The following is a 23,011-nucleotide window of genomic DNA, read 5'->3' as shown; positions in this document are numbered from 1 at the left end:
CATGACTAAGAATGAACTTATTGATGCCGTTGCAGAAAAAACAGGTGTCACTAAAAAAGATACAGGGGAAGTTGTTAACGAAACAATTGATACTATCATGAACCACTTAAAATCTGAAGCTAAGAAAGCAGAAGATAAGCGTGATAATGTTCAATTAATCGGTTTTGGTACTTTTGAAGTAAAAGATAGAAGTGCCAGAAAAGGACGTAACCCTCAAACTGGGGAAGAGATTCAGATTCCAGCACGTAAAGTGCCTGTATTTAGAAGTGGTAAGTCTTTTAAAGAAACAGTTGATGTTTAAGAAATAATATTACTTATTGAGGGACCGGAAATTTCCGGTTCTTCTTTTTTTCTATCCTAAAAGTCCTTATTCCTGATTTTTAAGAAATTATGAATAAGGACTTTTTTATTTCATATCATAACTAAATAATTTTAATCTTTTGCAGGAATGTAAGTATTTAACTAGAAATTAATATAGTAAGCTAGATAAATTTTATTTTATTATAACAAGATTGAAGGGGGAAATGATATGGATCAAATTACAGGTGGTTTACAATCGATAGTTGCAAATTACGGAATGAAATTGTTATTAGCCATTGTATTTTTATTAGTTGGTTTATGGGTAATTAAATTTATTATTAAAGTTCTGGAAAAAAATGTTCAGGGCAGATTTGATAGAACATTAACCAGTTTTTTTATGTCTATAACAAAAACTGTTTTAATGATTCTCTTACTTATTTCTATAGCTTCTACAATTGGGATTGAAGTAACTTCTTTTGTAGCGGTACTTGGTGCAGCTTCTTTTGCAGTTGGTCTTGCGTTACAGGGTAGTTTATCTAATTTTGCAGGCGGTGTTTTACTATTAATTTTTAGACCATTTACTGCCGGTGATACAATTGAGGTAGCTGGTCACAAAGGGAAAGTACAGGAAATACAGATTTTATATACTATCATGACTACCTTTGATAATAAAAAGATTATGATTCCAAACAGCAATATTTCCAATAGCAGTGTAACAAATTTTTCTGCAATGGATAAAAGAAGAGTTGATTTAACCTTTGGTATAGGATATGATGATGATTTTCATGAGGCAATTACTCTTTTAAAAGAGCTTGCTGATAAACATGAACTTATTCTGGATGATCCGGAGCCATTAATTCGAGTTACCGAACATGCAGGCAGTTCAGTTAATATAGCCTGTAAAGTCTGGGTTAAGGGTCCTGATTACTGGGATGTTTATTTTGACATGCATGAAGATGTTAAAGATGCCTTTGATGAAGCAGGGATTGGCATACCATACCCACAGCTGGATGTTCACTTTGATCAGGGTACAAAACTGTGTTAGTTAAAGAAAATAGAATAGAAAAAATTAATGAGGCTGAATTAAAGAAAAAAGAATTTGTTGCTTACTGGATGCAGTCATCTCAGCGCCTGGAATATAATCAGGCTCTGGGGTATGCAGTTGAAAGAGCAAATCAATTAAATCAGCCTCTTTTAATATTTTTCTTATTAAATTCAGATTTTCCAGAAGCAGAATTTGGACATTTTAAATTTATGATTGAGGGCTTAAAAGAAATAAAAGCCAACTTAGCTAATAAAGATATTAACTTTTATCTCTTTGATTATCATCAAATTGATGATATAGAAAAAATTGTTGAAGCCGCATCTTTAGTTGTCAGCGAAAAAGTTTACCTTAAACATCTGCGTCAGTGGAAAGAAAAGGCTGCTGAGAGGATCTCTGTACCTTTTTATCTGGTGGAAAGCAATTTAGTCTGCCCGGTAGCAGAAGTGAGTGAAAAAGAAGAGTATGCAGCCTATACAATCCGAAAAAAGATTAATAAAATTCGAGCTGATTATTTAGTAGAATATCAGCGGGAAAAACTGCAGAATAAAACTGAGATAAAAATAAAAAATAATGAGTTAGAATTAGTTACTGATCTGGATAGTTATTTGGGAAAAATGAACTTTGAGCAAAAAAAATCTTATAGTGACTACTTTAAAGGTGGTTACCGGGAAGCTAGAAAAAAACTGGATGATTTTATTCAGCATAAATTAAATGATTATGAGGAAAAAAGAAATATTCCCCACCTTAACTATCAATCTGATTTAAGCCCCTATCTGCATTTTGGCCAGATATCAGCTCAGGAGGTAGGGCTGGCAGCAATCAATTCTAAAGATGATGCTGAGCCCTTTTTAGAAGAGTTAATTGTCCGCAGGGAGCTTTCATTTAACTTTGTCTACTATAATAAAAACTATGACGGCGGTTTAAAGGATATTTTAAGTGACTGGGCTTATCAGTCGCTGATGGAACATCAGGATGATCAGAGAGAATATATTTACGATTATCAGGAACTTGAAAGGGCAGAAACCCATGATCAATACTGGAATGCTGCTCAAAAGGAAATGGTAATTACCGGAAAGATGCATAATTATATGCGGATGTACTGGGGCAAAAAAATTCTGGAGTGGACCGCTGATCCAGAAGAGGCCTATCAAGGGGCTTTAAAGCTGAATAATAAATATTCACTCGACGGAAGGGATCCAAACAGTTATGCCGGAGTAGCCTGGGTATTTTCTAAACATGATCGCGCCTGGACGGAAAGAGATATTTTTGGAAAAGTAAGATATATGAATTCCAGGGGACTGGAAAGAAAATTTAAGATGGATAAATATTTAGAAAAAATTAATAATCTAAAATCAGATAATTAAGCTGTAAAAAGCAGGATATTAGTAACTATTGTTGAATAATTAATAATGAAGAAGATTTTTAAATTATAAATTTGGAGGTAATATTATGTTAAAAGAAAATGTAGAAAAAGCTTTAAATGAACAGATTAATGCAGAACTTTATTCCGCTTATTTATATCAGTCTATGGCTGCCTATTTTGAAGATAAAAGTTTAGCGGGTTTTTCACGCTGGATGGACCTGCAGGCTGAAGAAGAAATGGCACATGCCCGCAAGATTTATGATTTTGTTAATGAAAGAGGCGGCAGAGTTATTCTTGAGGGTATAGATAAACCAAAAAGTGATTGGGATTCTAATCTGGAAGTTTTTGAGGATTCACTTGCTCATGAAGAAAAAGTAACCGCAATGATTAATGATTTAGTAGCTCTTGCAGATGAGGAAAATGATTATGCAACCCATTCCTTCCTGCAGTGGTTTGTAGATGAGCAGGTAGAAGAAGAGGATTCAGTGGGCGAAATTGTCGATAAATTAAAACTGGTTGGAGATTCAACCCAGGGATTATTTATGATGGATGACAAACTTGGAGCAAGAACTAAATCTGCTGCTGAAGCTGATGGAGAAGAATAATTAAAATTAGAGATATATCTATTTTTAGGTATATCTCTTTAATTACTTATCTTTGATTATTTTCATTAATAGGAGGAGAGAAGATGGGAATTTTTGATAAAATAAAGTCTATTTTTGCTGGTGGAAATCAGTCCAATTTGATTGAGATTTATGTTGAAGATGATAAATGTGGGAATCAGATGAAACTTTTATTTAGAAAAAGTTATGATATCCAGAAAGTTTATGAAGATAATCGGGATGCTGCCTATGAAATTTCTAAAGTAGTAGTCTGTGATAAATGTTATAATAAAATTAATCTTCACCTGGAGTTTGATAAACGATATAATATTATTAATCAGGAAATAGAAGCTGGTAAAATTATTGGTAAAGAAGAATATGAGAATAATTAATTCCCTGGAGTGATAATTTTGTTTACAATCCCCAATTATATAACTTTTTTTAGAATTTTTTTAATACCGGTTTATTTATACTATTTTGTCCAGGGAAATATTATAGCAGCAGCTGGATTCTTTGCTTTTTCTGCTCTTACTGACTTTCTGGATGGTTATATTGCCAGAAAATATAATCTGGAATCAAAAATAGGAAAATTACTTGATCCACTGGCAGATAAATTAACAATAATAAGTATTTTACTGGTCTTAATTTATTTAAATATTATCCCCCGTTTTATTTCATTTATAATTTTAATAAGAGAATTATTTATTTTATTATCTGGAATAATAACTTATATATATGGTCTTAATTTTATTAACCCCAGCTTTATTGGCAAATTATCTATATCCCTATTGTATCTGGCTATTGCTTTAAAACTATTAGATGTTAATTTTTTTGGCAACAGCTTATTTTATATTGTAATCCCAATTAATATTTATTCTGCTCTGGATTATTCTTATAGAGCTTATAAAAAAGTATTTAAATAAATTTTGCTGGAGATGATCTAAACTTTGAAAATTTTAATTAAAAATATTGCAGAAATTTATAGTCCTTTTTCGGATCCCAAAAAGGATCAATTTATTTTGATTGAAGATCAGATTATCAAAAAAATTGAGAAAATGTCTCTAATAGATCAGGTAAAAGAATATGATTATTTAATTGATGCTGCCGGTAAAATAGTATTACCCGGTTATGTTAATACCCACACTCATGCTGCTATGACTTTAATGCGGGGCTATGCAGATGACATGCCGCTGGATCAGTGGCTGCAGAATAAAATCTGGCCTTTTGAGGCAGAGATTGATGCGGAAGATATTTACTGGGGAACAGCGCTGGCTGTAATTGAAATGATAAAATCCGGGACTACTACCTTTTCTGATATGTATTTTGCGATGGATAGAGCAGCAGAAATAGTTAAAAAAAGCGGAATCAGGGCTGTTCTAGCAGAAGGGCTGATTGAAGCCAATGATGGTCAGAAGGGTTTAGATAAAGCTTTGGATTTTGCTCTTAATTATAATGGTAAAGCTGACGGCAGAATTACAACTATGCTGGCTCCACATGCTCCCTATACCTGTGGGCGAGATTATTTAAAGCAAATAAAAGAGCTGGCCCGGGAAAATAAGCTGCCGATTCATATTCATCTTTCTGAAAGCAGAAAGGAAGTTAATGATTTTTTAGATAATTATCAGAGCTCACCAATTAAATATTTAGCTGATTTTGATTTTTTTGATAATCATGTTCTGGCTGCACACTGTGTCCACCTGAAGCCGGGAGATCTGGAGATTTTAAGAAATAAAAAGGTTCAGATTGCCCACAATCCTATGAGTAATGCCAAACTGGCAAATGGAATTGCACCAGTTAAAAAATATTTAGCTAATGAAATCAATGTCAGCCTGGGTACTGATGGAGTTTCCAGCAATAACTCACTGGATATGCTCAAAGAAGCAAAGATGGCTTCTTATCTGCAGAAGATTAAGTACAGTGATCCAACAGCAGTAGCCGCTGCTGAAATTTTAGAGCTTTTAACTATAAATGGGGCAGAAGCCCTTGCTCTAACTGAAGTGGGTTTGATTGAGGAAGGCTATCAGGCTGATCTACAGTTAATAGACATCAAAGATAAATCCTTTTTCTATCCCCACCACAATAACCTATCCAATTTATTTTATGCAGCTGACAGTACAGGTGTAGACACTGTTATAGCTGCAGGGAAAGTTTTAATGGAAAATAAGATCTTAAAAACGCTTGATCAGGAAAAAATTTATTATGAAGCAGAAAAACGAGCATTAAAAATTGCTGATAAATTAAAGTAAATAAAATTATTAGCTTAAAATCTGAAAGGAGAAAATTATGAGTAAAACAATTAAATTTTTTCTCTCCATTTTTGCAATCGCTGCTATTTTGTTAATTATTTTCATTTCAACCGGGGCGAATATCTATACAGACTGGCTCTGGTTTAAGGAATTAAACTTTGAAAAAACATTTACAATTATGTTTCTTTCCAATTTCATTTTAAGGCTGCTGATCGGGGTGGTCTTTGCAGCTGTCATTTATCTCAATCTTCATTTTACCAAAAAACCGATCAACAAATTTATTAATGTTCAAACAGATTCAAAAGTTGAAAATTTATTTGGCGAAGAAAGAAATCAAATTTTTGAATGGTTAAATAAAAAAAGGTTGAATTTAATTTATCTTTTAGCCAGTATTGTTTTTGGTTTTTTATTTTCTTCAATTTCTAGTGAAAGCTGGAAAATGGTCTTAAAGTTTTTAAATAAAACTGAATTTAACACTGTTGATCCAATATTTAATAATGATATTTCCTTCTATGTTTTTTCGCTGCCTTTCTACTCCTTTTTACGAGAAATGGGAATGGTAGTTATAGTAATTTCTTTAATTTTAGTTGGAGCAATTTATATTATCTTTACTGGTATTCACTCTTTTAGTGAAATTTCAGGTAAATTAAGCAGTAGAGCAAAAAAACACATGTCAATTTTGGTATTTGTCTTTTTGCTTTTTAAAGCCTGGGATTACAGACTTCAGATGTACAATATTTTATTTTCTGCAGACGGAGTTGTTTTCGGTGCCGGCTACACTGATGTAAATGCTAATTTGTTGGGATATAGAGTTTTATTTGTAACAGTAATCTTTGTTGCTCTGGCAGTACTTTACAGTTTATTTAAAAATAATTATAAGCCGCTGGTCTGGGGAATTGGAGCCTGGGTTCTTCTTTCAATTATTTTTACAGGTGTTTACCCAGCTTTTGTTCAGCAGTACAGTGTTGAGCCAAATGAAATTAGTAGAGAAGAAGAATTTATAGAAAATAATATCCAGATGACTTTAAAGGCTTATGGACTCGATGATGTTGAAACAGATGATTTTGAGCTGTCAGATGATGATTTAAGTTATGATGAGCTGATGGAGTATGAGACTGTAGTAGATAATATCAGACTCTGGGATTACAGGCCCTTACAGGATACTTATAACCAGCTGCAGGCTTTAAGACAGTATTATACCTTTCAAGATATTGATATTGACCGCTATCAGCTGGGAGATGATTATACTCAGGTGATGCTGGGTGCTAGAGAGCTGGATCAAAATGCACTGGCAACACAGGCACAAACCTGGGTTAATAAGACACTAAAGTATACTCACGGTCTTGGAGTTACAATGAGTCCGGGTGGTCAGGTAAGAGCTAATGGACAGCCTGAATTTTTGATTCAGGATATTCCACCTAAAGTAAATAACGAAAATATTAATTTAGATAACCCTTCAATTTATTACGGAGAAAAAACAGATAACTATGTAATTGTAAATACAGATGAAACAGAGTTTCACTACCCAATGGGCTCAGAAAATGTTTTTACTGAGTATGAAGGTACCGGTGGTGTAGAAATCTCTAATATTCTTAGAAAATCTATTTTTGCTCTGCGTTTTAATACAATGAAAATCTTATTATCAGATGATATTAATGACCAGAGTCAGATAATGTATGAGCGCAATATCCACCAGCGAGTTCGGAAAGCAGCACCATTTTTGCAGTATGATAGTGATCCCTATATTGTAAATGCAGATGGCAGACTTTTCTGGATCTATGATGCCTATACAACTACCGGGCTTTATCCTTATTCTCAACCTTATAACAGCAGAGAAAATTATGTCCGCAATTCGATCAAAGTAGTTGTAGATGCCTACAATGGTACTTTAGATTATTATATAGTTGATCAAGAAGATCCAATTGCCCAAACCTACGCGAAGATTTTTGATGACTTATTCAAGTCAGGAGATGAAATGCCTGATTCTATCAAAGAACATCTTCGTTATCCACAGGATTTATTTAAGATCCAGACTCAGATTTATAGAAATTATCATATGGAAGATCCAGTAGTTTATTATAATCGGGAAGATGTCTGGGAAATTCCTCAGGAAAATTACCAGGGTACAACCATAAATGTAGAACCTTATTATATAATGAATCAATTACCGGGTGAAGACAAGGCAGAATTTATTTTGATGACTCCCTTTACTCCATCCAATCGAGATAATATGGTGGCCTGGATGGCAGCTAGAAATGATGGTGAACATTATGGAGAGCTATTTACCTACAGATTCCCTAAAGATCAGCTTGTTTATGGTCCTAACCAGATAGAATCCAGAATTGATCAGGAATCTGAAATATCACAGCTCTTAACTCTCTGGAGTCAGCGTGGTTCAGATGTTATTCGTGGAAATCTGCTCGTGATACCTTTTAATAACAGTGTCTTATATGTGGAGCCAATATTCCTCCAGGCTGAAGGCGGCGGTATTCCCGAATTAAGAAGAGTAATTGTTTCTTATAAAAACCAGATAATAATGCGCGAAAACTTAGAAGATGCTCTGAGGGCAATGCTTGAAGAAGGAGAAGGTCTCGCTGTACCGGAAGAAGATGTAGAAGAACTGCAGGAAGAAACAGGTTTAGATGTAGAAGAAACAGCTGGAGTCGAAGATGAGGGTTCAGATGCACGGCCTGATCAGAGTCAGCAGGATACAGATGAAACTGACTTAATGCCGACCAGCAGTGCAGAATTAATCACTGAAGCCAATGATTTATATCAGCAGGCACAGCAGGCTTTACAGGATGGTAATTTTGCAGAATACGGAGAACTAATAGAAGAATTAGGAGAAATTTTAAACCAATTATCCAGAACAGGAGAGTAATTATTTATGAATGACTTAGAATTTAAAAGCTATCAGAATAGATTTAATTTACACCATCTGGCAACAGATAAATTCAAAACAAACCTGATCCAGATATATTTCATGCTGCCTCTTAAGAACGAAAAAGAGGCAGCTATGAATGCCCTGATCCCTTCAGTACTGGAAAGGGGATCAAAAAATTATAAGGACAATCAACTAATTAAGACCCAGTTAGAAAATTTATATGGCTCAAATATGAGTTTTAACATCCTTAAAAGAGGGGAAAATCAAATTTTAAGATTTTCGCTGGAGATGGTCAACGAAAAGTTTTTAACTCATAAAAGCAATTTAACTGTAGATGCCTTTAACTTATTAAATGATATAATCTTTAATCCGTTAACTGAAGCAGGTAAATTTAATGAAAAATATTTTAAGCAGGAAAAAGAGATTCTAAAACAGGATATTTTATCCTTAATTAATGATAAATACAGTTTTACGGTCGAAAATTGCCTTTCCCGAATGTGTAAAAATGAAAAATATGGTATCTATAAAATGGGATCAGTTTCAGTACTTGATCAAATTAGCAACCAGGAGCTTTTCGATCATTACCAGAAAATACTCAGCCAGGCTAAAAGGTCACTCTTTTTAGTAGGTAATTTTAAGAGCAGCTTTGTCAATGATCTTTTTGAGAATACTGAGCTGCAGGCGGGAGACGATATTTTTGATGAGCAGACTGAAGTCGTCTACCGTGATAAAAAAATAGATTTTTATGAGCAGGAGTTAAAAGTAAATCAGGCAAGATTATCGATTGGTTTTAGAACCGGCATTACCCGTAAAATGCCTGATTATTATTCGCTGCTCGTATTTAACAGTTTAATTGGAGGCTCAACTCACTCCAGACTGTTTCAGGAGATTAGAGAGAAAAGAAGTCTGGCTTATTATGTTAGTTCTTCTATTGAGACAACTAAGGGTCTACTTTTGATTAACAGTGGAATTAACGCTGAAAATAAAGAAAAAGTAATTGAACTTGTAAAAAAAGAAATTGCAGCAGTAGCAGCAGGTGATTTCAGTGAAGAAGAATTTATGCGTTCTAAAAAAAGTATTATCAACCATTTAAAACAGGATTTAGACAGCAATAAAGCTCTTTCTGCTCATTTTCTTTTAAGTCTGGTCAATAATAAGGAAGAATCAATTAACCAGACAATTAAGGGAGTTGAAGCAGTAAACAGGGAAGATATAATAGCTGTTGCTGAAAAATTAAAGATGGATACAATATATTTACTAAAAAGTGAGGATTGATTATTTTGGAGAGCATATACAATAAAAATATGGATGAAACATTAATTAAAGAAAAACTGGATAACGGCTTAAATATTTATATTTTTCCCAAGAAGGATTATGTAAAACAGTATGCAATGCTTTCAGTGGATTTTGGCTCAAATGATATAGATTTTATTGATGTTAAAAATGGCCGCAGAAGAAATATGCCTCTGGGGATTGCCCATTTTCTAGAACATCAGCTTTTTGAGGATAAAGAAGAGAGCATCTTTGATAAATTTGCTGATCTCGGTGCATCTGCAAATGCTTATACTAATTTTGACAGCACAAATTATCTTTTCTCCAGCAGCAGTAATTTTGAAGATTCTCTAATTAACTTAATTGAATTTGTTCAGGAACCATATTTCAGTGATGAAAATGTAAAAAAAGAGAAGGGAATTATCGTTCAGGAAATTAAAATGTATCAGGATAACCCTTACTGGAGATCCTATTTTAATTTGCTTTCTGCTTTATATTCCAACCATCCAGTCAAAAACGATATAGCCGGGACTGAAGAAAGTGTGATGTCGATTACTCCTGAGGATTTATATATCTGTTATTATAACTTTTATCTGCCTTCAAATATGGATTTAATCTTAATTGGGGACCTTGATCCAAAACGGATTATAAATTTGATTAGAGAAAATCAGTCAAAAAAGCATTTTCCCCATTTTAAAAATCCAGTTAGAATTATTCAGGAGGAACCAGAAAAAGTTGCCAAGAAACTGGTTGAAGAAAAAATGAATATTTCTCGGCCGATGGTTCAGATTGCCTTTAAAGACCCGGTGAAAAGTGAAGAACCGGCTCAGATAATCAAAAAGGAATATATTGTCAATCTGCTATTAGATATAGTTTTTGGCCGCAGCAGTAAAAATTATAACCAGCTATATGACGAGGGAATTATTGACAACAGCTTTTCCTGTACCTATCATAAAAAGCCTGATTATGCCTATGTTCATCTGCATGGGGAGAGTAACAAACCGGATCAGATGCGCAGAAGAATCAAAGAAAAGTTAGTTGATATTGACCATGATGAAATTAGGGATAATTTTCAGCGGATAAAAAGAAAATATCAGGGCAGCTTTATCAGGTTGTTTAATAACTTTAACCATCTGGCTGCAGAATTTGTTAATTACCGCCGACTGGGAATTGATATTTTTGAGCTGGCAGAAATAATTGAAAATATAACTCTAGAAGAACTGCTTGCATATTCAGATAAAGTATTTAATAAGGACTTTATGGTTGAATCGATTATTTTAAATGAGGACTGATTTGTTTGGCTTTTAAGCTGTATAACTTTATATTTTATATTACAATGGCCGCCTTTGGATATTTTAATATCTACTTCCAGGATGCGGGTCTTGATTCTTTCCAAATAGGATTGGTTAATGCCATCCCCAGATTTTTTGCTCTTTTATTGATGCCTTTCTGGGGATTTTTAACCGATTATTTTCATGAGAACAAAAAAGTTTTATTTATAACTCTGCTTGGTACACTGACTACAGTGCTGTTATTCCCTCAGACAGGATCATTTAAATTTCTGATGCTTTTAATGTTTTTTTACACTTTATTTCAGAACCCGATTGTCCCCTTATCTGACAGTCTACTTTTAGATTATCTTGGAGATAATTCTAATCACTATGGTAAGTTTAGACTGTGGGGGTCAGCAGGTTATATGCTTTCAGTTTCTTTTTTAGGGTATTTTTTGGAAAGCACCTCATCTGCTAATTTATTTTATGTTTATGCAGTGGTTTTAATTTTATCAATATTTCTGCTTAAATTTTTACCAAAAAGCAAAAGAGAAATTGAAGTCTTAAACCCTGGTGATTTCAAGAAAATATTTAGAAAAAAAAGATTGCTTTACTTTTTATTTTTTGTATTTATTCTTCAGACTGCGATGAATGCTAACTACAGCTATTTTCCGCTCTATATTATTGATCATGGAGGTGGGGAGTTTCTGGTTGGTATTGCTCTCACAATTTCTTCGGCCAGTGAGATATTAGCTTTCTTTTTTTCCGACAGGATAATCAAAAACAATAAATTCAGTAAAATTATTGCAGTGATCAGCATTGGGTTTATGATACGCTGGCTGCTGCTCTCACTTTTTCCATCTAATCCGATAATTTTATTATCTCAGCTTCTGCACAGCATAACTTTTGGCCTCTTTTTTGCGGTTGGAGTAGATTATGTGGACCAGATTAGTGGGGAAAAATTTAGAGCTACCGGACAGAATATCTATGCCGGAGTATTTATGGGAGTTAGTGCTATATCAGGCAGTCTGATCGGCGGTAAAATATATCAGCTTGCCGGCGGTGAAAGTATGTATTTTTTCTGGTCTTTGATTTCAGCGGCAGCTGGAATTATCTATAGCATATATCTTTTAAAAAAAGAAAGGGAATTAGAACAAAATGCAGATCAATAAGTTAGTCAAAAAAACTGCAGCTGAATTAAAAATTGATCTCTGTGGTATTACAGACGGCAGTGAGCTCACTGAGGAAAGATTGATTTTAGAAAAAAGAGCAGAGACTGAGTACTGGCCCCAGCCTTTTACAAACCGGGATCTTGATCAGCTGACAAAACCAGCTCTGCAATTTGAAAATTTAAATTCGATTATTGTAACAGCAATCAGTTATAATAATGGTGGAGCCAGTCCTTTTTTATCCAATTATGTGACTGTTGAAGATTATCATGATTACCTGCAGCAGAAGCTTAAAAAACTGGCATTAGAACTGCAGCAGAAATTAAATAGAGATTTTAATTATAAAATATTTGTTGATACAGCCCCTTTTTTAGAAAGAGCGCTGGCAAAAAGAGCAGGAATTGGCTTTATCGGTAAAAATTCAATGCTGATTAATCCAGAGCTGGGTTCATATTTATTTTTGGGTGAACTTTTTACAGATCTGGAGATAGAAAAAGATGAGCCGCTTGAGCTTGACTGTGGCCAGTGTCAGATCTGCCTTCAAAATTGTGAGGGGGGAGCTCTTAAAGATGAGTACTTACTTGATGGGGAAGTCTGTATTTCTTATTTAACTCAAAAAAAAGGAATTTTATCTAAAAGTGAAGTAAATAAAATCGGCACCCATATCTGGGGCTGTGATGCCTGCCAGACCAAGTGCCCATATAATGTTAATAAAGAGCAAATAACTCAGCCGGAATTGAGTTTTTTTGATAAAAAATTAAATTATTTTTTAGAAATTGAAAGAAATAATCCTCCATCTGAACTTAAAAATACTGCAATTATGTGGAGGGGCAGCAGAATCTTACTGAGAAATGCACTTATTGCTGTTTCTAATTTAGAAGATGAGAAATATTTTGAGGCAGTTCAAAAAAAGCTCCAGGATAATTCGCCTATAATCCGTTATTATGCTGTGCTGGCACTGCTTAAAATAAATTATCAGCGGGCAAAAGAGCTTGTAAAAAAGACAGCTGCAGCTGAAAATAACAGCAAATATCAAAAGCTGATCTTTAGTTTATTGGAGCAGAAAGGAGAAGAGAATGAATATTAATTTAGATGGAGAAAAATTAAAAGTTATTGAAAAAAAGAGCATCGAAGCAATAATCGAAGAGAGTAAAATTAAAGAGCCAAAGGATGTAATGGCTGTTATTATAGATAATGAAGTTTATGATTTAAATGAAGAACTTGATCAAGATGCAGAAATCAAAACAGTTAAAATAAATTCAGAACTGGGAAATAGAATCTACAGGAGAAGTCTTTATCTGGTCCTCGCCAGAGCAATATACGAAATTTTTCCGGAAGCTGTTTTAAAGATTGAGATTTCAATTAGCAACGGTATCTACTGTGAACTTGAAAATAAAAGCAGTTTAAGCAAAAATGATTTAAATAAAGTAAAAAAGAGGATGCAGGAAATCATTGCAGCTGACTATAAGATAAAAAAACACCGCTTAAATAAAAAAGAGGTTCTGGAGATTATAAAAAATGAAAACTGTTCTTTTAGAAGTGAACTAATCAAAGAACAGGACAAGGATTATTATACTCTTTATGAGCTTGACGGTTACTATGATTATTTTTACTATAATATGGTGCCTTCTACTTCTTATTTAGGAGAGTTCGATCTCCACTTGAGAATCCCAGGTTTTGTCTTATTATTCCCCAAATTTTTCAGCAGCAAAAAAGTTCCTAAATTTATTGAGCAGCCTAAACTGGCTAATATATTTTTAGAATATGAGCGGCTGGGCAAAATTCTTGGCGTTAATGATGTGGTAGAATTAAATCAGCTGATTGAAAACAAAGAATATAATGAGCTGATTAGGATAGCAGAAGCCCTGCATGAGAAAAAAATAGCAGAGATTGCAGATAGAATAAAAAGTGGGATGCCCAGAAATAAAATAATTTTAATTGCCGGCCCTACTTCATCAGGTAAAACTACTTTTACTCACCGCCTCTCAACTCAGCTTAAAATTAATGGTTTAAGGCCGGTTCAGATTTCAGTAGATGATTATTTTGTTGATCGCGAAAATACTCCAGTTGACAAAAATGGGAACCCGGATTTCGAGTCATTAAATGCCATTAATTTAGAACTTTTTAATGATCATTTATTAAAATTAATTCAGGGAGAGAAAGTTGAACTTCCAAAATTTAATTTTGAAAAAGGTGTCCGAGAAAAAAGCGGAAAATATCTAAAACTGGAAGATGACCAGCCAATTTTAATTGAAGGAATTCACGGCTTGAATGATAAATTGACCGAAGTTATCCCGCAGGATTTAAAATTTAAAATTTATATTAGTGCTCTCACCCAGTTAAATATTGACTGCCATAACAGGATTCCAACAACTGATACAAGATTAATCAGAAGAATTGTAAGAGATAATCAGTACCGAAATCTGGCGGCATCTGAGACCTTAAATTTATGGAAGGGTGTCCGTAAGGGAGAAGAAAAAAACATTTTCCCCTACCAGGAAAATGCAGATGTAATGTTTAATTCAGCTTTGATTTATGAGCTTTCAGTCCTCAAAAATTATGTTGAGCCTTTATTAAAACAGATTGATAAAACAAATAAAAACTATTATCAGGCACAGCGGCTGCTCGAAATCTTAAGCAATTTTAAAGCTATACCTGATAATGAGGTTCCTGTTACTTCAATTTTAAGAGAGTTTACTGGAATGAGTGTTTTTAGAGAAGAATAGCTCTATATTTGTTTTGATTTCATCCCAGTCCTTAACCTTTGTTATTTGATCATTACCTTCAAAATCATGATTATGATATTTACTTACTAAAATCACCGGGATATTTCTGGCTGCTATTTCAACTGCATTTTCTTTTTTATCATCAATAAATAAAGATATATTTTTCTCTGCAGCCAGTGGAGCTTTCTGGTCTTCATGGTGCAGTTCATGATAGGGTATATTGTTTTCCTGCAGCCAGTTTTCAGTTATTGGACGATGTTCTTCACTTCTGGCGGTAATTAAAATTAAGCGGTGTCCCTGGTCATAAAGTTCTTTAAGTATTTTTCTTGCTTTTTCAACTGCTTTTACATTACTGTAGATTTCTTCAATATTTTCCTGAATAAATTCATTCAATTCCTGATCACTGAGTGCAAAAGCTTTTCTCAGGTCATAGGTATATTCTTTTAGAGTTATTTCACGATCAAAAAAATCATTCATTTTCTGCTGCCAGATACTGTTGTGATCTGGCCCTTCATCTGTCAAAACACCATCAATATCTATGCCAAAATTATATTTCATTTTTATAACACCTCATATAATAATTATATTTTATCTTTTAATTATACTATCATTTTTTAGCTTTTATGTCTAGATAATAGGAACAATCAGGAATATTTAATAAGATAACTTTATTTTTCTGTTAATATCAAGTAAAATAAGATTAAGAGAGTAAGATTTTAGGAGGAAATTAATTGACTGATAAAATTAGCAAAGAAGAAAAAGTAGAAAAATTAGTAGATTTATTTTCAGAACACTATCCTGAACCAGGTACAGCTTTAAATTTTAGTACCCCTTTTGAACTTTTAATTGCTACTATTTTATCTGCTCAGACGACAGATATACAGGTAAATAAGGTAACAGAAGATCTTTTTCAGGAATACAATACACCGGAAGCTATGCTGAAGCTCAGCCAGCAGGAATTAGAAGAAAAAATTAATAGTATTGGTCTTTTTAGAAATAAAGCAAAATATATTTTAAAAACCTGCAGGATCCTGCTGGATGAATTTGGAGGAGAAGTTCCTGAGACCCGCAAAGAACTTTTAAAATTAAGTGGGGTGGGTAGAAAAACTGCTAATGTTGTGCTGGCAAATGCCTTTTTTAAAGCAGCATTTCCAGTGGATACTCATGTTTTTAGAGTTTCAGAACGTCTGGGTTTGAGCAGCGGTCAGAATGTTTCGCAGACAGAAAAGGAATTAACAGATTTAATTCCCAAAAAATACTGGATAGATTTTCATCACTGGTTAATTGACCACGGTCGGGCGCTCTGTAAAGCACAAAATCCTGACTGTGAAAATTGTTTTGCTTCTAATCTCTGTACTTATTACAGCAAGTAAATAAAAAAAGATTCATCTTTGATTTAAAAAAATAAAGAGGAGATGATTTGATGAAAAAAATATTTGTTCTGGACACCAATGTGTTGTTAAATGACCCGCGCGCCATCTATAGTTTTGAAGATAATGATGTTATTATCCCACTGGCTGTTTTAGAAGAAATTGATAATTTGAAGACAAAAAGTTCAGATTTAGGTTATAATGCCCGCGAAAGTTCAAGAATTTTAGAAGAAATTAGAGCTAAGGGTAATCTGCACGACGGGGTAGAGTTGGATTCAGGTGGAACTATTAAAATTGTTATCAATGGTGGACTCGAACTTCCCGAAGGATTGAGCTCCAGTAAGATGGATAATCGAATCATCTCAACTGCAATTCACCTTCAGAAAGAAAACTCAGATAAAAAGGTAGTAATGATCTCTGATGATATCAATCTGCGCTTAATCTGTGATGCCTATGGTCTGGAGGCAGAAGAGCATAATTCAAGCAGATTGAAGGAAGAAGAAATATATTCGGGGTTTAAGGAAATTAGCTGCAGTTCTTCGTTAATCGATAAATTTTTTAAGGAAGAAAAAATTTCTCCAGCAGAACTGGATCAGCTCGATGACTCACTTTATCCAAATGAATTTGTACAGCTGACAGCTGATGATCGAAATAAAAATACTGCTCTGGCCCGATTCGATGGCGAAAATCTGGTTACTCTCCGCTATAATAAGAGTCAGCCGGCAAAAATTAGAGCCAGAAATAGGGAACAGCAGCTTGCTCTTGAACTGCTGCTTGATGATGAAATTAAACTGGTGACTATGTCAGGTAAAGCTGGTACAGGTAAAACCTTACTGGCAATAGCAGCAGGTCTGGCAAAGGCGGTAGATGAGCAGACTTATTCCAAGCTGCTTGTGGCTCGACCAATCCAGCCAATGGGTAAAGAAATGGGCTTTTTACCGGGTGATGTTGAAGAAAAAATGGGCCCCTGGATGCAGCCTATTTTTGATAATCTGGACTTTATTGTTCACCGAAATAAAAATGCAGATTATGCCTATCAGAAATTACTTGATAAAGATTTAATTCAGGTTGAACCGTTAACCTATATTAGAGGGCGGTCTGTTCCAGATCAGTTTATAATAATCGATGAAGCACAAAATCTATCTTTACATGAGGTTAAAACAATAGTGACCAGAGCTGGAGAAGGGTCTAAATTAGTCTTTACCGGTGACCCTTATCAGATAGATAATCCATATTTGAACTTTCATAAGAATGGATTAAATTATCTTGCTCATAAATTTCATGATCAAAAAATTGCCGGTCACATTATGCTAAAGGAAGGAGAAAGATCTGAACTTGCCGAGATTGCAAGTGATCTTCTTTAAACTAGGAGTTGTATTTAATGAAAAAAGTTTTTAGGTTAATAATAATCTCTGCTCTTTTACTGGGGATTTTAATTCCAGTTGTTGATCATTTTTATCAGGAGGAAGAAAAGGCAGCTGTAACCATGGCTCAGGAGAGCAGAGATAGAACTATCAATGAATTATTTAAATTAGCAGAGGAAGCATATTATGAGGGGAATTATTCTACGGCAGAAAACTATTATCAGGAGATAATTGAACTTTCTCCGTTTAATTTAGAAAGCAGGCGTAATCTGGCTGTAATCTATAATGATCAGAATAAACTGCAGGCAGAAAATAAGACGCGGATGCAGTTAACGATTTTAAGTAATCAGAACCAGGACTATTTGGATCTGGCAGTTAATTTTTATGAGCTCAACAATCAGCTTGCCTCAAATTATATTTTGGAAAATAAGGTTGATGAGCAGCTGGAGCAGGAATCTCTGCGTTACCAGAAATATTATTACTTGATTAAGAATAATTTAGATTTAGATAACCTTGATAAAGCAGAAGAATATTTGATGAAAATCACTAATTTAAAAGTTAATCAGTCGGAAGTTTATCTACTTAGTGCAGAACTAAACCGGAAAAAGGATAATTTTAAGCAGGCATTTAATAATTATCAGTCAGCCTATGAGGAAAATAGAGGTCAGACATATCTCTTTAAAAATATGGCTGAGATGCTTGAACTTGCCGGTGAAGAAATTGAAGCTTATAATTACTGGCAGCGGACCCTTTCTTATGGCTGGTTTAGAGACTTAGCCTATCAGAAAATTAATCAATATCAGGATAAATATCCTCAGCTAAAACCTGATGCTGAAGATCAAGAAGAACCAGAAGAAATTAATCCGTTTACTTTAGAGGCTTCCTGGCGTGAAGTTGAAGAACTAAAAAATCAGGAAGAAAATCAGCTGCTGAGAATTGGACTCCAGGAAAATAATGAACATCTTCTTTTCCAGTATTCAGATCCTTTTTCAGTAGTTTATGATGGTAAAATTATCTATCGAGCTGAGCCGCGAAAAAATTATCTGCTCGAAATAGAAGCTGGATCAATATTTATTCGAACTGAGGAGGAAAGAGTAAGGCTCGGCAGCTCTGATCTTGAATATCAGATTTACAGCAGTCAGCAAAATTCTTCCTTTTATGTCTATAATATTAATTATGGTCAGGGATATTTCTGGCAGGGGAGCGGCAACAGACAGTACAGAGGTAATATGATCATCAAAGGTGAAGGAGAAGAGTTTACCCTAATTAATCAGGTTGAACTGACACCCTATTTGGTTTCTGTAGTTCCTTCAGAAATTTATGCCAGCTGGCCAGAGGAAGCCTTAAAGGCCCAGGCTGTAGCAGCTAGAAGTTATACGCTCAGCAATTTAGGACGCCACAGCAGTGATGGTTATGATCTCTGTTCAAGTGTTCACTGTGCAGCCTATAATGGGATAATGAGTGAAAATGAGCGCACTACAGAAGCAGTTTTATCAACTCAGGGAGAAAGTGCAGTCTATGAAGGTAGAGTTATTGAAGCTGTTTTCAGCAGCAACAGTGGTGGTTTTACAGAGCGCAGTGATCAAATCTGGTCTGCAGATTTGTATTATCTGCGGGGGGCAAATCAGATGAAAAATGATGATTATGAGTTTCCGCTGGCCCCAGTTGAGCTGCAGCAGTGGCTTTTATCTTCTCCAGAATCTTATTCTAAAGATTTCGGCAGCAGTAATTATCGCTGGCAGTTAAGAGTTCCTGCAGAAGTTATAGAATACAGGAGCGAGCTAAATAAAATTAGAAAAATAGAGGTCAATCAGCGAGCTCAGGGTGGGACAATTACTTCACTGAGTATTTACAGTGATCAGGAAAGTAAAGATTACAGTGTCTCCCAGATCAGAAGAGTACTCGGGGGTTTAAAAAGCAGCCGCTTTTATTTTGACAGCCACTATGATCAGAATGGTTATTTAAAAGAACTTTATGTTTACGGCTCCGGCTGGGGTCATAATCTTGGTCTTGACCAGTCAGCATCAGCAGGAATGGGAGCTGCAGGCTGGAATTACCAGGAGATTATTAAGCATTTTTATCCCGGAGTAGAAATTGAAAAAATTAATTAAGCAGCTGTTTAATCAAAAATTTGCTTTTTGGGAAAAAATTGCTTATAATAAAACTGACAAAAAAATATTATCTTCAGGGTCTGGTGAGCTTAAAAGCAATTCCAAACCGGTGGTATAGTCCACGAGCTTCAGCTGAACTGGTGAAATTCCAGTACCGACGGTACAGTCCGGAATAAAGAAGATTTGATAATTGATTAGCCCTGTAAAAATGGGCTAATTTTTTGTTTTAATTGGAGATAATAAATAAACAATGAGGAGAGAAAAGATGGATACAAAAAGAATTACTACAATTGCAGTTTTATCAGCTTTTTCACTGGTATTAATGCTGCTGATTCGTTTTCCGATGTTTTTACCATTTTTAATTTATGAACCAGGAGATATTCCAATCTTAATCATTTCATTTATGTTTGGGCCAGCTGCCGCACTTGGGGCTACCTTTATATTATCAATTTTAATGGCAGTATTTACAGGCCTGGGAGGTCCTTTCGGGGCTTTTATGCATTTTCTAGCAACAGGTGTCTTTGCGGGTACAGCAGGTTATTTTTATCAAAAACACCATAACAAAGTCGGAGCAATTAAAGGACTTGCAATTGGTTCAATTGCAATGACAGTTGTGATGGCAGGAGCCAATTTGATTTTTAATCCAATCTTTTATGGGATTCCCAGAGAACAGGTTCTACAGATGATGTTGCCCGGAATTTTACCATTTAATTTAACCAAAGCAGTAATTAACTCGATTATTACAGTTTTAATTTATAAAAAACTGGCAAATTTCCTGAGAAATAAGGGATTATTAAAGCAAATAAATTAGTTAAATGTTTGACAAATGCCCCTCTTTTAAGTTAAAATTTTTAATGAGAGGGGTTGTTTTTTTGCAAATAACATTTTTAGGAACTGGAACCTCCCACGGGGTACCTGTAATTGCCTGTGATTGTGAGGTGTGTCAGTCAAATAATCCAAAGAATAAAAGGATGCGCACATCGATTCATATAAAAAGTGAAGAATATAATTTGTTAATTGATACTCCGCCTGAGATGAGGCTGGAGTTAATTGCTAATAAAATAAAAAATGTTGATTCAGTTTTGATGACCCATGCTCATGCAGATCATATTATGGGGTTTGATGATATCAGGGCTTTAAACTGGTTTCAGGGTAAAGAAATGCCTGTATATGGTGATCATAAAACTTTAAATCATATAAAAAAAGTTTTTCCTTATATATTTTCCGAAGAAAATCCTGGTGGAGGAGTTCCCCAGGTTATTTTAAAGAAGATTGAAGAAGAGATGCATTTTAAAGATTTAACAGTTCAACCGGTACCAATCTATCATGGGGACAACAAGATACTTGCTTACCGGATTAATAATTTTGCCTATCTAACTGACTGCAGTAAAATCTCTGAGAGTTCTTTAAAACTCCTGGAAGGTATAGAATATGCAGCAGTTGATGCACTTCGTTTTGAAGAACACCCAACTCACATGTCGGTTGACCAGGCAGTGGAGCTGATTGAAAGCTTAAATTTAAAACACGGTTATTTAACTCATATCTCTCACAGACTTGACCATCAGAAATTAAATGATTATCTGCCTGAGTATGTAAGTCCAGCTTATGATGGTCTAAAAATAGAAGTTTAATAGAAATTTAACTTTTGTAGAAGATAAGTAAAAATCAATTCAGAAAAATAGATATAACAAAGGTGATAAACTTGAATATTGTACTTGTTGAACCAGAAATTCCTCAAAATACCGGAAATATTGCCCGCACCTGTGCAGTAACCGATTCTAAGCTGCATCTGGTTAGACCACTCGGATTTTCAACATCAGATAAATATCTAAAAAGAGCCGGACTTGATTACTGGGATAAATTAGATATCAGTTATTATGATAATTTAGAGCATTTTTTTAAAGAAAATAAAGGTGGGCGCTTTTTTTATGCAACCACTAAAGCAGCAAAATCATATGCTGAATTTGAATATCAGGATGATGATTATTTTCTATTTGGCAAAGAAACAGCAGGTCTACCGGAAGAATTATTAGAAAATAATCTTGATAGATGTATTAGGATTCCTATGAAAGATGATTTAAGATCTCTGAATCTTTCTAACTCAGTTTCCATTATTATCTATGAGGCCCTGAGACAGAATAATTTTATAAATTTAAACAAAAAAGGGAAATATAAAAAGGAAATCTGAGTTTTATCTAGAAATATGTATAGTAGAGTAAAAAAGAAAGGAGGGGAGAAATGGAAAAAAATACCTATTTAACAACGCTAATATTTTTATTAGTTTTTCTTTTGTCAATAACTATCACTGCCTCCGCTTTTCAGGTTAAATTAAATGATCGAGGTAGAGATGTAATTGAAGTCCAGAAATATTTAGAGACACTTGGCTATAATGTTTCGACTGATGGCATTTTTGGTCGAACTACCGAAGTAGCGGTCGAATCTTTTCAGGAAAGTAATAATCTGCAGGTTGATGGTATTGTTGGAGGTAGAACCCTTGAATTATTGAAAAAAATGATTTCTGAGAAAGTATCTTATGAGCTTTATGTAGTGGATAATGGAGATACTCTGTCAGGAATTGCTGGGTCAAGAGATGTGACTGTAGAAGAAATTATGGAGTTTAATAACATGAGTTCTTCTAAATTAAAACCCGGACAGGATTTGAAAATTCCAAGAGATAAGATTATAACTGCCGAAGCAAAGACTGAAGCTAAGAATACTGAAGAAAAATCGGAAGCTAAAAGAGCACAGATTTATTATACAGTCCGCAGGGGCGATACACTTTCCACAATTGCAGCCCGCAGAAATCTACCGGTAGAAGAAATTATGGATGCCAACAATTTAAATTCAGATTTTATTAAAGAAGGCCAGGAACTGGTGCTTCCAATTGTAGATTTTGAAAAATCAGACAGCAGTAAAAGTGAGGCAAAAGCTAAAAGAAATGAATCTTCTTCTGAGCAGATAGTACATAAAGTACAGCGAGGAGATGCTTTAAGTACCATTGCCAGAATGTATGGTACTGATATAGATACAATTCGTCAGAATAATAATTTAAATGGAGATAGGATATTTGCTGGTGATGAGCTGATAATAACTGATTATGAAAGAGGTCCTTTTTCATTAAGCAGAAATTCTCTGATCTGGCCGGTTAGTGGTAGAATAACTTCCAATTTTGGCTGGAGAACTCACCCCATTAAAAAGACAAGATTATTTCATAATGGTTTGGATATTGCTGTACCATCAGGTACTCGTGTAAAAGCAGCAGCAGGAGGAAAAGTTGTACATAGCGGC

At 34.4% G+C, this 23,011-nt stretch carries 21 protein-coding genes and 1 riboswitch; of the genes, 20 read left to right on the top strand and 1 reads right to left on the bottom strand.

Annotated elements, in window-relative coordinates; all coding sequences use genetic code 11:
* The first annotated feature begins 1 nt into the window (after position 1).
* The 13 genes from CI949_RS03615 to CI949_RS03555 all read left to right on the top strand — a co-directional run bounded on the left by CI949_RS03615 (position 2) and on the right by CI949_RS03555 (position 14,878).
* A complete protein-coding gene (locus CI949_RS03615; RefSeq protein WP_108139668.1) occupies positions 2 to 301 on the top strand; it encodes an HU family DNA-binding protein in 300 nt (99 codons plus the stop codon).
* Between the two features lie 228 nt (positions 302 to 529).
* The gene (locus tag CI949_RS03610; protein WP_290763075.1) at positions 530 to 1,345 is read left to right on the top strand and encodes a mechanosensitive ion channel family protein; all 816 of its coding nucleotides are present in this window, start codon (positions 530 to 532) and stop codon (positions 1,343 to 1,345) included.
* The gene (locus CI949_RS03605; protein WP_290763073.1) at positions 1,339 to 2,709 is read left to right on the top strand and encodes a deoxyribodipyrimidine photo-lyase; all 1,371 of its coding nucleotides are present in this window, start codon (positions 1,339 to 1,341) and stop codon (positions 2,707 to 2,709) included. The genes CI949_RS03610 and CI949_RS03605 overlap by 7 nt, the downstream gene beginning before the upstream one ends.
* Positions 2,710 to 2,794: 85 nt before the next feature.
* A complete protein-coding gene (locus CI949_RS03600) occupies positions 2,795 to 3,313 on the top strand; it encodes a ferritin (RefSeq protein WP_108139662.1) in 519 nt (172 codons plus the stop codon).
* Between the two features lie 83 nt (positions 3,314 to 3,396).
* Positions 3,397 to 3,702, top strand: coding sequence for a hypothetical protein (locus tag CI949_RS03595; protein ID WP_108139660.1), 306 nt, complete (start codon positions 3,397 to 3,399; stop codon positions 3,700 to 3,702).
* Positions 3,703 to 3,720: 18 nt separating this feature from the next.
* A complete protein-coding gene (locus CI949_RS03590; protein ID WP_290763071.1) occupies positions 3,721 to 4,233 on the top strand; it encodes a CDP-alcohol phosphatidyltransferase family protein in 513 nt (170 codons plus the stop codon).
* 24 nt (positions 4,234 to 4,257) lie between these two features.
* Complete coding sequence (locus CI949_RS03585) at positions 4,258 to 5,556, top strand: amidohydrolase (RefSeq protein WP_290763070.1); 1,299 nt, start codon at positions 4,258 to 4,260, stop codon at positions 5,554 to 5,556.
* A 37-nt stretch (positions 5,557 to 5,593) separates the two neighbouring features.
* On the top strand, positions 5,594 to 8,437 hold the full coding sequence (locus CI949_RS03580) for a UPF0182 family protein (RefSeq protein ID WP_290763069.1): 2,844 nt from the start codon (positions 5,594 to 5,596) through the stop codon (positions 8,435 to 8,437).
* A gap of 6 nt (positions 8,438 to 8,443) precedes the next feature.
* Positions 8,444 to 9,715 (top strand): EF-P 5-aminopentanol modification-associated protein YfmF, encoded by a 1,272-nt coding sequence (locus tag CI949_RS03575; RefSeq protein WP_290763068.1) that lies wholly within the window; start codon positions 8,444 to 8,446, stop codon positions 9,713 to 9,715.
* A gap of 5 nt (positions 9,716 to 9,720) precedes the next feature.
* Positions 9,721 to 11,004, top strand: a complete 1,284-nt coding sequence (locus CI949_RS03570; RefSeq protein ID WP_108139651.1) for an EF-P 5-aminopentanol modification-associated protein YfmH — start codon at positions 9,721 to 9,723, stop codon at positions 11,002 to 11,004.
* 5 nt (positions 11,005 to 11,009) lie between these two features.
* Positions 11,010 to 12,155, top strand: coding sequence for an MFS transporter (locus CI949_RS03565; protein ID WP_108139650.1), 1,146 nt, complete (start codon positions 11,010 to 11,012; stop codon positions 12,153 to 12,155).
* Entirely contained in the window at positions 12,142 to 13,239 is a 1,098-nt protein-coding gene (gene queG / locus CI949_RS03560; protein WP_108139648.1) for a tRNA epoxyqueuosine(34) reductase QueG, read from the top strand. Before CI949_RS03565 ends, queG begins: the two co-directional genes overlap by 14 nt.
* The gene (locus tag CI949_RS03555) at positions 13,229 to 14,878 is read left to right on the top strand and encodes a nucleoside kinase (protein WP_290763067.1); all 1,650 of its coding nucleotides are present in this window, start codon (positions 13,229 to 13,231) and stop codon (positions 14,876 to 14,878) included. Before queG ends, CI949_RS03555 begins: the two co-directional genes overlap by 11 nt.
* Here CI949_RS03555 and CI949_RS03550 read toward each other — a convergent pair.
* Positions 14,837 to 15,436 carry a 5' nucleotidase, NT5C type gene (locus CI949_RS03550; protein WP_290763066.1) on the bottom strand — a complete coding sequence of 200 codons (600 nt, stop codon included), beginning with the start codon at positions 15,434 to 15,436 and terminating at the stop codon, positions 14,837 to 14,839. The genes CI949_RS03555 and CI949_RS03550 overlap by 42 nt on opposite strands.
* A 173-nt stretch (positions 15,437 to 15,609) precedes the next feature.
* Here CI949_RS03550 and nth point away from each other — a divergent pair, with 173 nt between their 5' ends.
* The 7 genes from nth to CI949_RS03515 all read left to right on the top strand — a co-directional run.
* Positions 15,610 to 16,251, top strand: a complete 642-nt coding sequence (nth, locus tag CI949_RS03545; RefSeq protein ID WP_108139642.1) for an endonuclease III — start codon at positions 15,610 to 15,612, stop codon at positions 16,249 to 16,251.
* 50 nt (positions 16,252 to 16,301) lie between these two features.
* Positions 16,302 to 17,612, top strand: a complete 1,311-nt coding sequence (locus CI949_RS03540) for a PhoH family protein (protein ID WP_133530765.1) — start codon at positions 16,302 to 16,304, stop codon at positions 17,610 to 17,612.
* Positions 17,613 to 17,629: 17 nt separating this feature from the next.
* Complete coding sequence (locus tag CI949_RS03535) at positions 17,630 to 19,723, top strand: SpoIID/LytB domain-containing protein (RefSeq protein WP_290763065.1); 2,094 nt, start codon at positions 17,630 to 17,632, stop codon at positions 19,721 to 19,723.
* Positions 19,724 to 19,788: 65 nt separating this feature from the next.
* Positions 19,789 to 19,910, top strand: a riboswitch (FMN riboswitch).
* Positions 19,911 to 19,988: 78 nt separating this feature from the next.
* Positions 19,989 to 20,534 carry an ECF transporter S component gene (locus CI949_RS03530; protein WP_108139636.1) on the top strand — a complete coding sequence of 182 codons (546 nt, stop codon included), beginning with the start codon at positions 19,989 to 19,991 and terminating at the stop codon, positions 20,532 to 20,534.
* A 61-nt stretch (positions 20,535 to 20,595) separates the two neighbouring features.
* Positions 20,596 to 21,354 (top strand): MBL fold metallo-hydrolase, encoded by a 759-nt coding sequence (locus CI949_RS03525; protein ID WP_108139634.1) that lies wholly within the window; start codon positions 20,596 to 20,598, stop codon positions 21,352 to 21,354.
* A gap of 65 nt (positions 21,355 to 21,419) precedes the next feature.
* Positions 21,420 to 21,911: a tRNA (uridine(34)/cytosine(34)/5-carboxymethylaminomethyluridine(34)-2'-O)-methyltransferase TrmL gene (trmL, locus tag CI949_RS03520; RefSeq protein ID WP_108139758.1), complete on the top strand. Its 492-nt coding sequence runs from the start codon at positions 21,420 to 21,422 to the stop codon at positions 21,909 to 21,911.
* A gap of 50 nt (positions 21,912 to 21,961) precedes the next feature.
* Positions 21,962 to 23,011, top strand: a 1,050-nt coding sequence (locus CI949_RS03515) for a LysM peptidoglycan-binding domain-containing protein (protein ID WP_290763063.1), incomplete at its 3' end; no start/stop codon positions are given.

This window comes from Halanaerobium sp., from assembly GCF_003070835.1.
Note: the sequence above shows the minus strand (reverse complement) of the source record. Positions and strands in the feature narration are given on the sequence as shown.

Bases quoted from the DNA above. Each gene is read 5' to 3' on its own strand.
- CI949_RS03615 (WP_108139668.1), top strand. From the start codon at position 2: ATGACTAAGAATGAACTTATTGATGCCGTTGCAGAAAAAACAGGTGTC.
- CI949_RS03600 (WP_108139662.1), top strand. From the start codon at position 2,795: ATGTTAAAAGAAAATGTAGAAAAAGCTTTAAATGAACAGATTAATGCA.
- CI949_RS03535 (WP_290763065.1), top strand. From the start codon at position 17,630: ATGAAAAAAGTTTTTAGGTTAATAATAATCTCTGCTCTTTTACTGGGG.
- CI949_RS03540 (WP_133530765.1), top strand. From the start codon at position 16,302: ATGAAAAAAATATTTGTTCTGGACACCAATGTGTTGTTAAATGACCCG.
- CI949_RS03550 (WP_290763066.1), bottom strand. From the start codon at position 15,436: ATGAAATATAATTTTGGCATAGATATTGATGGTGTTTTGACAGATGAA.
- CI949_RS03595 (WP_108139660.1), top strand. From the start codon at position 3,397: ATGGGAATTTTTGATAAAATAAAGTCTATTTTTGCTGGTGGAAATCAG.
- CI949_RS03555 (WP_290763067.1), top strand. From the start codon at position 13,229: ATGAATATTAATTTAGATGGAGAAAAATTAAAAGTTATTGAAAAAAAG.
- CI949_RS03575 (WP_290763068.1), top strand. From the start codon at position 8,444: ATGAATGACTTAGAATTTAAAAGCTATCAGAATAGATTTAATTTACAC.
- queG (WP_108139648.1), top strand. From the start codon at position 12,142: ATGCAGATCAATAAGTTAGTCAAAAAAACTGCAGCTGAATTAAAAATT.
- CI949_RS03530 (WP_108139636.1), top strand. From the start codon at position 19,989: ATGGATACAAAAAGAATTACTACAATTGCAGTTTTATCAGCTTTTTCA.
- CI949_RS03580 (WP_290763069.1), top strand. From the start codon at position 5,594: ATGAGTAAAACAATTAAATTTTTTCTCTCCATTTTTGCAATCGCTGCT.
- CI949_RS03610 (WP_290763075.1), top strand. From the start codon at position 530: ATGGATCAAATTACAGGTGGTTTACAATCGATAGTTGCAAATTACGGA.